Here is a 10,753-nt window from a genome sequence, read left to right as displayed (position 1 = left end):
CCCGCCGACGGTGTCGCTCAGCGGCTCCGGCCGGAGTTCACGGTCTCCGTGATCGCCCGCAGGGACTCCTTGAGGGAGCCCATGGTGGCGAGGACCGCGGTCGGCTCGTAGCCGCAGTGCGCCATGCAGTTGGCGCACCGGGCGTCCTTGCCGCGTCCGTACTTGTCCCAGTCGGTCTTCTCGATCAGCTCCCGGTAGGTCGGCACGTACCCGTCGGCCATCAGGTAGCAGGGCCGCTGCCAGCCGAACAGCGAGTAGTTGGGGATGCCCCAGGCGGTGCACTCGAAGTCGACCCGGCCCTCCAGGAAGTCCAGGAAGAGCGGGCTGTGGTTGAGCCGCCAGCGGCGCCGGTTGCCGCCCGCGAAGGTCTTGCGGAACAGCTCGCGGGTCTGTTCGACGCCTAGGAAGTGCTCCTGGTCGGGCGCCTTCTCGTAGGCGAACGCCGGGGAGATCATCATCTCGTCGACCTTGAGGTCGTCGTTGAGGTAGTCGAGCACGTCGATGATGGTCTGCGGGGTGTCGGTGTTGAAGAAGGTGGAGTTGGTGGTCACCCGGAAGCCGCGCCGCTTGGCCTCCTTGATCGCCTCCACCGCCTCGTCGAAGGTCCCTTCCTTGGCCACCGAGGCGTCGTGCCGCTCGCGCAGCCCGTCGATGTGCACGGTGAAGGTGAAGTACGGCGAGGGGGTGAACCTGTCGAGCTTCTTGCGCATCAGCAGCGCGTTGGTGCAGAGGAACACGTACTTGCGGCGTTCGACGAGCTGCCGGACGATCTCGTCGATCTGCGGGTGCATCAGCGGCTCGCCGCCGGCGATCGAGACCATCGGGGCCCCCGACTCCAGCACCGCGCCGACCGCCTGGGCGACCGGCATCCGCTGCTTCAGCACGCCGGCCGGGTGCTGGATCTTGCCGCACCCCTCGCAGGCCAGGTTGCAGGCGAAGAGCGGTTCCAGTTCGACGATCAGCGGGAATTTGTCGCGTCGCTTCAGCTTCTGCTGCAGCAGGTAGGTGCCGACCCGCACGGTCTGGCGCAGCGGCATGGCCATGGCTAGCTCGCCTCCTGGGGGAGCGTCGAGGATGTGGGGTGGTCGAGGGCGGTGGGCGCGGGGCGGCCACGGTCCGGTCGTTCGTTGCGCAGGTGCCAGTCGACCAGCGCGGGCACCGCGGCCCGCAGGGTCCGGAAGGCGCGGACGCCGGCCGGCAGGGTGCCCGGGCGCAGCAGCTCCCGCTCGGGCGTGTCGACCACGACCCGCAGCACGGCCGCGGGCAGGGCGGGGCGCAGCTCGTGCAGGGCCGCCAGTACGGCGGCGGCCTCCATGTCGACGGCGAGGGCCCCCTGGAGGTGCAGGGCCCGCCGTTCCAGGCCGCGCACCACGTGGTCCGCGGTGTGGTGCACACCGGTGTGCGCGGTCAGGCCGCGCACGGTCAGGGCCCGGGTGAGCTCCGGGCCGGAGTCGACGGCGAAGTGGTTCCCCTCGGCATCGCGCACCCCGTCGGCAACGATGATGTCGCCCGGCGCTATTCCCGGTGCGACGGCGGCGCCGAAACCGGCCACCACGACGGCGCCGTAGCCGCCCGGGGCGGCGGTGAGCAGGGTTCTGACGGCCTGTGAGGCCCGCCGCCGGCCGACCCCGGTGCGGACCACGACGGGCGGGCCGCCGGACGCGCCGCGCCAGTCCCCGCCGCGCAGGGCCCATACCTCGGGGCCGAGCGCGCAGAGCACCAGCAGCGGGGCAGCGGTCACCGGGACGCCCCGATCGCCGCGGGACCGGCGGCCGGGCGGCCGGGGGCGGGGTTGCCGTGCAGGTAGCGGCCGAGCGCGGTGACCGGGAACACCAGCCGGTAGAGGTGGTAGTTGATGGAGAAGTCCCAGGGGAAGCCGGTCCCGGTGAACTGGGGCTCGTCCCAGGTGCCCTCGGGCAGTTGGGTGCGCACCAGCCAGTCGGCGCCGCGTTCGACGGCGGGGTTGGCCCGGCCGTCCGGCCCCTCCCCGGCCGCCAGCAGCGCCATCAGCGCCCAGGCGGTCTGCGAGGCGGTGGAGTCGCCCCGCCCGGCCCACCGCTCCGGGTCCTCGTAGGAGCGCATGTCCTCGCCCCAGCCGCCGTCGGTGTTCTGCCGGTCCTCCAGCCAGCGCACGGCCCGGCGGATCGCCGGGTGCCCGGCCGGCACGCCCGCGGCGACCAGCGCGGGCAGCACCGAGCCGGTGCCGTAGATGTAGTTGGTGCCCCAGCGGCCGAACCAGGAGCCGTCCGTCTCCTGGTTGCGCAGCAGCCACTCGACGCCGCGCCGGGTGCGCGGGTCCTGGCCCTGGCCGACCTCGGCGAGCATCTCCACCACGTGGGCGGTGACGTCGGCGGACGGCGGGTCGACGACCTCGCCGAAGTCGCAGAACGGCAGCTTGTTCGGCAGGGTGCTGGTGTTGTCGACGTCGAACGCGCCCCAGGCGCCGTTCTTGGACTGCATGCCGAGGTTCCAGCGCACGGCCCGGTCGACGGAGCCGGCCACCTTGGCCGGGTCGGGGTGGGCGACCCGGCACAGGGCGAGCACCACCTCGGCGGTGTCGTCGATGTCCGGGTAGGTGTCGTTCTCGAACTCGAAGGCCCAGCCGCCGGGGGCGAGCGAGGGCCGCTGCACGGACCAGTCGCCGCGCTTGGTGATCTCCTCGCCGAGCATCCAGTCGACGGCGGAGACCAGCGCCGGGTGGTCGGCCGGCACGCCGGCGTCGACCAGGGCGACGGTGGCCAGGCAGGTGTCCCAGACCGGGGACTGGCAGGCCTCCAGCCAGCGGCGGCCGTCCGGCGTGTGGACGGTGAAGCGGTCGAAGGAGGCGAGTCCGGCCCGCATCACGGGGTGGTCGAGCTCGTAGCCCTCCAGGTGCAGGGCGATCAGCGAGTAGACGGCGGGCGGCTGGATGCCTCCCCAGCAGCCGTCGGCCTCCTGGCGCTCGACGATCCAGCGGCAGGCCTGGGAGAGCGCGAGCCGGCGCAGCGGGCGCAGTGCGCGGCGGTGGTAGGCGTGCAGGACCTTGTCGAGGCGTTCGAACAGGCCGTCCCAGCTGGTGGCGGGGGCGAGCGGGCGGACCGGGAAGGGGTCGTCCGGGTCGGTGTGCAGCTCGGTGAGCGGGAAGGGGGCCGGGCGCACGGGACGGTGCGCGGAGACGATGGTCAGCGGGACGATGGTCTGGCGGGCCCAGCAGCCGAAGGCGTAGATGTTCAGCGGCAGCCACTTCGGCAGGAACATGATCTCGGGCGGCATCTCGGGCAGCCGTTCCCAGGGCCACCAGCCGAAGAGCGCGAGCCAGATCCGGGTGAACACCCGGGCGGCGGCGATGCCGCCGGCGGAGCGGATCCAGCGGGCGGCGGCCTGCATGTGCGGGGCGCCGGGGTCGTCACCGGCGAGTTTCAGGGCGACGTACGCCTCGACGGTGGTGGAGATCTCGGCCGGTCCGCCGTGGAAGGTGGACCAGGTGCCGTCCTCGCGCTGCTGGGAGCGGATCCACTCGGCGGTGGCCTTGGTCTGCTCCTCGGTCCGGATCCCGAGGAACTGCCGGAGCAGTAAGTCCTCGGCGTCCATGGTGACGTTGGTCTCCAGATCGCCCTTCCACCACCCCTCGGAGCTCTGCAGGGAGAGCAGGTGCGTGGTGGCGCGGGCCAGTGCCTCCTCCACGGAGGCGGCCCCGTCCTGCTGTTCGGTCCGGCCGGCCGGGGCGGGCGGCGCGGACCCCTCGGGCTGCCGCCGCCCGGCGCCCATCAGCGCCGGGGGGAGGCCGCCCACCGCGGCCGGCTCGGGATCGTACTCAGGGTCGAGCCGGCCGTCCGCGGTTGCTGTCAACGTAACGTCACCTCTCTCGTACCACCACGAATTCGGCGAGTGCGACGAAGTGCTCGCGCACCACATCGGGCATGGGTACCTCGTCCAGCGCGGCGAGGGCACTCGTGTGCTGGCGCCGGGCCTCCTCCTGGGTCCAGGCGCGCCCGCCGGCCTTCTCGATCAGCAGGGCGCGGGCGGCCAGCTCGGTCTCGCTCTCCTCGCCGCGCCCCTTGGGGTCGGCGAGCTGTTCGGCCAGCTCCCGGGAGGACGGACCGCCCTCGGCGAGGGCGGCGGCGACCGGCAGGGACTTCTTGCGCTGGCGCAGGTCGCCCCAGTGCGGCTTGCCGGTGACCTCGGTGGCGCCCCAGATGCCGAGCAGGTCGTCCACCGCCTGGAAGGCCAGGCCCAGGTGCTCGCCGAAGCGCTGGAGGGAGTCCGAGACCCGGTCGTCGGCCCCGGCCAGGACGGCGCCCAGCGCCGAGGCGGCGGAGAGCAGCGCCGCGGTCTTGCCGCCCTCCATCTCCAGGCACTCGGCGACGCTGACGGTGTCCCGCTGCTCGAAGGCGACGTCCATCGCCTGGCCGTCGATGAGCCGGCGGCTGGCGGTGTTGAGCAGCCGGACGGCACGCGCGGCGTCGGTGGCACTGGCGCCGCCGGTGCTCGCGGCGTCGAGCAGCACCTCCGTACCGAGCGTGGCCAGGGCGTCACCGACCAGGATCGCCTGGGCCGGACCGAAGACCGTCCAGGCGGTGGCCCGGTGGCGCCGGGTCTCGTCACCGTCCATCAGATCATCATGGAGCAGGGAGAAGTTGTGCACCAGTTCAACAGCGACCCCACCGGGCACCCCGGCCTCCGCCGGGGCGCCGGTCGCCTGGGCCGAGAGCAGCGCCAGGGCCGGGCGGACGGCCTTGCCGCCGTCCCCGGCGGCCGGGGTGCCGTCCCGGTCGATCCAGCCGAAGTGGTACGCCGCGACGGTGTCCATGGGTGCCGCCAGACGGGCGACGGCGGCCCTCAGCGGCGGGGTGCAGAGCGCGCGGGTGCGGTTGAGCAGCTCCGGCACCGAGACCGGTTCGGCATGTGCCGTGCCTCCGACGGCCGTGCCGATGCGTGACTCCACGTACGTTCCCTCTCCCTGGTGGGGCCTGGCCGCGTGGGACGGCCTGACGCTGGCGGTGGTGGTGCGGCCGTTGGGGCCACGGCCGGCACGGGCGGACGCGCCGCCGGCACCGATGGGGTGACCGCCGGCTCTGGCGGGCTCGCCGCGGCCCGCGGCGGGCGGGGCGCCGGTCACCTCGGCCACCTCCCGTCACCGCGGTCCACCGGCCGGGGGCCGCCGCCGGTGAGGGCCGCGTCGGCGGCCGCGTGGCCGCTGCGCACGGCCCCCTCCATCGTCGCGGGCCAGCCGGTGGCCGTCCACGCGCCGGCCAGCAGCAGGCCGGGGACGGCGGTGCGCGGGCCGGGCCGCAGCGCGGCCGTGCCCGGGGCCGGGTCGAAGGTGGCGGTGCGCTCCCGGGTGACGAAGAAGTCCAGCACCCCGGCCGCGCCGGCGGCGGGCAGCAGCCGGGCGAGCTCCGGCAGGTAGCGGCGGCGCAGCTCGGCCACCGGCAGGTCGATCTCGTCCTGCACGGCGGACTGCGACAGCGCCAGGTACTGGGCGTCCGGGTGGGCCGCGCCGAGCGCGGTGCCGGCCAGGCCGGAGTGCGGGGTACGGTCGAAGACCCACTGGACCGGTGAGCCGAGCGCGGCGAAGAACGGCCGGCGCAGCACCCGCCGGTCGTAGATCACGTGCACGTTGAGGATCGGCGCGGTGCCCAGCGCGGTGAGCCGGTCCTGCCGCTCGATCGCGTCCGGCGGCAGCAGGGCCGCCGCGGTGTCCTGGGCGCCGGCCAGCACCACGGTCTCGGCGGCGAGCGGCTCGTCGACGCCCTCCAGCCGGACGGCGTGCTGCGGGACGGCCGGCTTGAGTTCGGTCACCCGGGCCCGCAGCAGCACCTTCACCCCGGCGCGCTCCAGTTCGGCGAGCGCCCGGTCGTGGTGGATCGTGCCGAGCGGGACGGAGGCCGCGCCGATGTCGGAGGCCCCCGGGTCGGAGAGCAGACCGGTCTTGAACACCATGGCGGCGAGCGCCAGCGAGACCTGGTCGGCCCGCGCGTTCAGGGTGGCCACGCCGACGAGGTCCCACAGCGCGGCGAGGGTCCGGGCGTTCTGGCCGTTGCGGCGCAGCCAGTCGCCGAAGGAGACCGCGTCCAGCGCCGGGTCGGCGAGGTCGAGGCGGCGCAGCGCGAGCGCGCCGCGGACCACCCGGGCCCGGTCGGCCGGGCCCAGGTGCGGGTAGCCGGCCAGGCTGCCCGCCAGGTGCAGCGGCACGGGCAGCGCGGCGCGGGAGAGCCGGCCGAGGGTGCGCACCGGTGCGCCGGCGGGCCCGGAGACGCCCAGGACGGGCACCTCCAGGCGCTCCTGGAGGCGGACCAGGCGCTGGGCCCCGAGCCGCTCCAGCAGGCCCCGGTAGGCGGTGCAGCAGCGGAGGTGGACGTGCTGGCCGTTGTCGACGGTCAGCTCGCCGCGCTGGAACGAGAAGGCCAGGCCGCCCAGCCGGGGGCGGCCCTCGGCGAGGGTGACCCGGTGGCCGGCCTCGGCCAGCCGCAGTGCGGCGGTGACGCCCGCGAGGCCGCCGCCGACCACGACGGCGGCCGGGCGCGCGGAGTCGGCTCGCCCGGTCATCGGACCTCCCCCTCGCGTGCCGCGCCCGGTCCGGTCGTGGCCGGAGCGCCCTTGGTCAGTGGGGCCGGAGCGGGGACCAGTGCGGTCGGGTCCGGCACAGCGGTCAACAGGGCTCTGTCCATCAGTGATTCCCCGTTGACACAGCGTGACAGAACTGTGGCGAGAATCAAGAACGCCCCCCGGCGAGCCCGGAAAGCGCCACGTACGCCTTCTCCCAGCCCGGCAGCGACACCCGGCCGCGCAGCACCGACTCCGGGTCGGCGGCGATCCGGCCGAGCAGCCGGTGGTAGATGCCCGCCATGGCGGCGGTGCAGGCCCGGCTGCGGCGGTCGAGCATCGGCAGCAGCCGCAGGCCCTCCTCGAAGGCGGCCTGGGCGCGGCCCGCCTCGAAGGCGATCAGGCCGGTGAAGTCGGCGCCGACCGGCGGTCTGGACCGCGTGAAGCCCTCCTGGCAGCCGAACCGGACGAGGTCCTCGGCGGGCAGGTAGGTACGGCCGTTCAGGGCGTCCTCGCGCAGGTCGCGCAGGATGTTGGTGAGCTGGAGCGCCAGGCCGAGGGTGTCCGCGTAGCGCGCGCCGCGCTCGGGGTCGTCACAGCCGTAGACGCCGAGCGACAGCCGTCCGACCGACCCGGCCACGCACCGGCAGTAGACCTTCAGCTCCTCGTACGTCTGGTACTCGGCGCCCTTGAGGTCCATCTCGACCCCGTCGATCAGCTCGTCGAAGCCGCCGAGCGGGATCGGGAAGCGCCGGGCGGCGTCCGCGAGCGCGACCTTGATCGGGTCGGTGTCGTCCTCCGCGACGGAGCCGGCCCGGACCTCGCCGAGCAGCTCCCGGGTGCGCAGCAGGGCCTCGGCCTTGCGGTCCTCCGGGAGGTCGCCGTCGCCGATGTCGTCCACCCGCCGCGCGAGCGCGTACAGGGCCGACATGGCCAGCCGCTTCGGCTCCGGCAGCAGCCTGATGCCGTAGCTGAAGTTGCGGGCCTGCAGCCCGGTCACTGCCTCGCAGTACCGGTAGGCCGCCATGACCGGCGCCGACGCCAGTGGTGATGCCGCCACGCGGGCGTTCACCTTCCCTTCGCGAAGATGGCCGCCGCCCTCGCTGCGAGGCGGCGCTTGTCCGGCTTCGCCTGCTGGGCGAGTACGTCGTACCCGGCGTCCTCGACGGCCGCCAGGGCCGCGTAGCCACCTGCGGTGAATCCCGCCAGGAGCAGTCGAAGCCTCCCCCGAACCGTACCTACCAATGGCGCACCGCGGTCGAGCAGGGTGCGGGCCCGGTCGGCCTGGAAGGCGATCAGCCGGCGCACCGCCGGGCTCGCGGCGGGCGCGGCGAGGTCGTCCGCGGTGACGCCGAACCGCTCCAGGTCCTCGGCGGGCAGGTAGATCCGGCCCCGGGCGCGGTCCTCGGCGACGTCCTGGAGGTGTTCGACGATCTGCAGGGCGGTGCAGATCGCGTCGGACATGGCGATCCGCTCGGGGGTGGCGACGCCGGCGATGGCGAGCACCAGGCGGCCGACCGGGTCGGCGGAGAGCGTGCAGTAACCGAGGAGGTCCTCGTAGGCGGGGTAGCGGTCGGTGGTCTGGTCGACCCGGTTGGCCTGGACGAGCCGGCGGAACGGCTCCGGGGTGAGTCCGTGCCGGTCGACCAGCGGGACCAGCGGGCGCATCAGCGGGTGGCGGGGGGCCTCGGTGGCGCCGGTCCGGTCGAGGGCCGTCTCGAAGACCCGGTCGAGGTCGCGCTCCAGGCCGTCCAGCAGGGCGAGCCGGAAGGCCGTCTCGGCCGGGCCGGGGCGGGCCGGGGAGGTGTCCTCGGCGGTGCCGGGCGCGGGCGGCGGGGGCGGGCCGGGTACGCCGAGCAGCGCGGCGGTGCCGGCCGGGTCGGGGAGGTCGCCGTCCCCGGCGTCGTCCACCAGCCGGGCGAAGCCGTAGACCGTCATGAGGTCGTCGCGCCACGCGGCGGGCAGGAAGAACGGGGCGACCGGGAAGTTCTCCGCGCTCGCCTTGGCCAGGGTCGCCGCCTCCGCGGCGCTCCCCTCCGGGCGGCCGTCCCCGGGCGGGGACTCACTACTGGGCTGGGCCGAAGCCGACACTGCTGTCACTCCCCCGTTCTACACCGCTCCGGTGATCGGCCCGAGTCGGACACGCGTCCGATCACGGGAGTCACGTCCGGCACACCACCCCCGCGCCCACAGCCTGACACCGTCGTCCGCGCCGGAGAAGAGCGCCTCACCCGGCGCACGGGGCGCTCACCCGGGCGGCGGCGGGCCACCCGGGGCACGGCGGGCCGGGCGGGGGCGCACGAACGAGGCGGGGCCGGTGCCGGATCTGCTCCGGAACCGGCCCCGCCGCGCGGTCGGGTGGGGCGCTACGGGCGCTCGCCGCGCTCGTAGCGGCGGACGACCTCCTCGGTCGGGCCGTCCATGACGAGCTCGCCGGCCTCGATCCAGATGGTCCGCTCGCAGGTCTCGCGGATCGACGCGTTGTCGTGGCTGACCAGGAAGACCGTACCGGCCTCCTCGCGCAGCTCGGTGATCCGCTTCTTGCTGCGCTTCTGGAAGGCCTGGTCGCCGGTGGCGAGGGCCTCGTCGATGAGCAGCACGTCGTGGGTCTTGGCCGCGGCGATCGCGAAGCGCAGACGGGCGCCCATGCCGGAGGAGTAGGTGCGCATCGGCAGCGAGATGAAGTCGCCCTTCTCGTTGATGCCCGAGAAGTCGACGATGTCCTGGTAGCGGCGCCGCACGTCGGACGGCGACATCCCCATGGCCAGGCAGCCGAGGACGACGTTGCGCTCGCCGGTCAGCTCGTTCATCAGCGCGGCGTTGACACCGAGCAGCGAGGGCTGGCCGTTGGTGTAGATGCCGCCCTTCTCGGTCGGCAGCAGACCGGCGATGGCCGCCAGCATGGTGGACTTGCCGGAGCCGTTGGAGCCGATCAGGCCGATGGCCTCGCCCTTGTACGCGGTGAAGCTGACGCCCTTCACCGCGTGCACCTCGCGGACGCCGGAGCCGCGCTTGCGGCTGATGATCCGGCTGAGCGCCGAGGTGGCGCTGCCCTTGCCGGAGCCGGCGCCGTGCACCCGGTAGACGATGTGCACGTCGTCGACGACGACGGTGGGCTCGCGGGCGACGTCCGCGTCGAACACCTTGCGGAGCGGGGCGGCGTCCTTCAGGTCCTTGCGCAGTTCGGTCCCTCGCACGTCGGTGTCAGCCACGGCCGTACTCCTCCTCAGCCTTCCAGAAGAAGACGTATCCGATGACCAGCATGCCCACACCCCAGGCGATGCCGTACTTCCACTGGTGCGGGGGGAACTCCAGGAACTGCTGCTGGTGCTTGTTGTAGATGATCGGCGCGAGCGCGTGGCGGACCAGGTCGATGTAGACGGAGGCCGGGTTGAGCTCCATCACCTTCTGCCAGAACTCCGGCCACTCCTTGATCTTGTCGGTGATGCTGTACATGACGCCGGAGAGGAACAGCCAGGCGCGCATCGCGAACGGGATCAGCTGGGAGATGTCGCTGGTCTTGGCTCCGACCCGGGCGAAGATCAGGGCGACACCGGTGTTGAACATCGACTGCAGCACCAGCGCCGGGACCACCAGGATCCAGGTGCGGCCGGGCTCGATGCCGTTCAGCAGGACCACCGCGAACAGCACGACCATCGAGATGAGCAGCTGCTGGAGCTGGATCACGGTGAACGCGATCGGCAGCGAGGCGCGCGGGAAGTGCAGCGCCCGGATCAGGCCGAGGTTGTCCGCGATCGCCCGGGTGCCGGACTGCACGGCGTTCTGGGTGAACTGGAAGATGAAGACGCCGATGCAGAGCCAGGCGACGTAGTACGGGTTGTCGTCCTTGTTGCTCAGGATCTCGCCGAAGACGAGGTAGAACACCGCGCAGTTGAGCAGCGGGGTCACGACCTGCCAGATCTGGCCGAGCTTGGCGTCGGTGTACTGGGCCACCAGGCGCGCGGTCGCGAAGGCCCAGATGAAGTGACGCCGGGCCCAGAGCTGCCTGGAGTAGGCGAACAGACCGGGCCGTCTGCCGCTCACCGTCAGGCCGTACTTGTCCGCAAGCTGCTTGGGGGTCAGGCCCGCGTCCGCCCCCCTCGGGGCTGAGAGGCTGACGGGTTCACTCACTGTCGACACATTCGTCCTTCGCGCGGGATCGTCGGGGCGAGCCGGTCGGCGGGGGTCCGCCGGCCTTGCGCCGATGGGGATCCACTCGGATCTCGGG

General features: G+C 73.6%; 9 protein-coding genes. All 9 read right to left on the bottom strand.

Going from position 1 to position 10,753, the window contains the following annotated elements; all coding sequences use genetic code 11:
- Window positions 1–17: 17 nt before the first annotated feature.
- Window positions 18–1,043 carry an adenosyl-hopene transferase HpnH gene (gene hpnH, locus ACFCX4_RS12080; RefSeq protein WP_376141068.1) on the bottom strand — a complete coding sequence of 342 codons (1,026 nt, stop codon included), beginning with the start codon at window positions 1,041–1,043 and terminating at the stop codon, window positions 18–20.
- A gap of 2 nt (window positions 1,044–1,045) precedes the next feature.
- Complete coding sequence (locus tag ACFCX4_RS12075; RefSeq protein WP_376141066.1) at window positions 1,046–1,741, bottom strand: 1-hydroxy-2-methyl-2-butenyl 4-diphosphate reductase; 696 nt, start codon at window positions 1,739–1,741, stop codon at window positions 1,046–1,048.
- Entirely contained in the window at window positions 1,738–3,828 is a 2,091-nt protein-coding gene (gene shc, locus ACFCX4_RS12070; RefSeq protein ID WP_376141064.1) for a squalene--hopene cyclase, read from the bottom strand. The genes ACFCX4_RS12075 and shc overlap by 4 nt, the downstream gene beginning before the upstream one ends.
- A 7-nt stretch (window positions 3,829–3,835) precedes the next feature.
- Window positions 3,836–4,924 carry a polyprenyl synthetase family protein gene (locus tag ACFCX4_RS12065; RefSeq protein WP_376141062.1) on the bottom strand — a complete coding sequence of 363 codons (1,089 nt, stop codon included), beginning with the start codon at window positions 4,922–4,924 and terminating at the stop codon, window positions 3,836–3,838.
- Between the two features lie 170 nt (window positions 4,925–5,094).
- Window positions 5,095–6,528 (bottom strand): hydroxysqualene dehydroxylase HpnE, encoded by a 1,434-nt coding sequence (gene hpnE, locus ACFCX4_RS12060; RefSeq protein ID WP_376141060.1) that lies wholly within the window; start codon window positions 6,526–6,528, stop codon window positions 5,095–5,097.
- 166 nt (window positions 6,529–6,694) lie between these two features.
- Window positions 6,695–7,552, bottom strand: coding sequence for a presqualene diphosphate synthase HpnD (hpnD, locus tag ACFCX4_RS12055; protein WP_376141080.1), 858 nt, complete (start codon window positions 7,550–7,552; stop codon window positions 6,695–6,697).
- A gap of 41 nt (window positions 7,553–7,593) precedes the next feature.
- The gene (gene hpnC / locus ACFCX4_RS12050; RefSeq protein ID WP_376141078.1) at window positions 7,594–8,535 is read right to left on the bottom strand and encodes a squalene synthase HpnC; all 942 of its coding nucleotides are present in this window, start codon (window positions 8,533–8,535) and stop codon (window positions 7,594–7,596) included.
- 356 nt (window positions 8,536–8,891) lie between these two features.
- Window positions 8,892–9,695, bottom strand: a complete 804-nt coding sequence (locus ACFCX4_RS12045; RefSeq protein WP_376141076.1) for an ABC transporter ATP-binding protein — start codon at window positions 9,693–9,695, stop codon at window positions 8,892–8,894.
- 34 nt (window positions 9,696–9,729) lie between these two features.
- The gene (locus ACFCX4_RS12040) at window positions 9,730–10,665 is read right to left on the bottom strand and encodes an ABC transporter permease (RefSeq protein ID WP_376141058.1); all 936 of its coding nucleotides are present in this window, start codon (window positions 10,663–10,665) and stop codon (window positions 9,730–9,732) included.
- Window positions 10,666–10,753: the final 88 nt, after the last annotated feature.

The sequence above is a fragment of the Kitasatospora sp. NPDC056327 genome (genome assembly GCF_042261735.1).
In the GTDB taxonomy this organism is placed as follows: Bacteria; Actinomycetota; Actinomycetes; order Streptomycetales; family Streptomycetaceae; genus Kitasatospora.
This window is presented reverse-complemented; position numbering and strand designations above follow the sequence as displayed.

Coding starts and splice junctions, on each gene's coding strand:
- hpnD (WP_376141080.1), bottom strand. CDS start 7,552: ATGGCGGCCTACCGGTACTGCGAGGCAGTGACCGGGCTGCAGGCCCGC.
- hpnE (WP_376141060.1), bottom strand. CDS start 6,528: ATGACCGGGCGAGCCGACTCCGCGCGCCCGGCCGCCGTCGTGGTCGGC.
- hpnH (WP_376141068.1), bottom strand. CDS start 1,043: ATGGCCATGCCGCTGCGCCAGACCGTGCGGGTCGGCACCTACCTGCTG.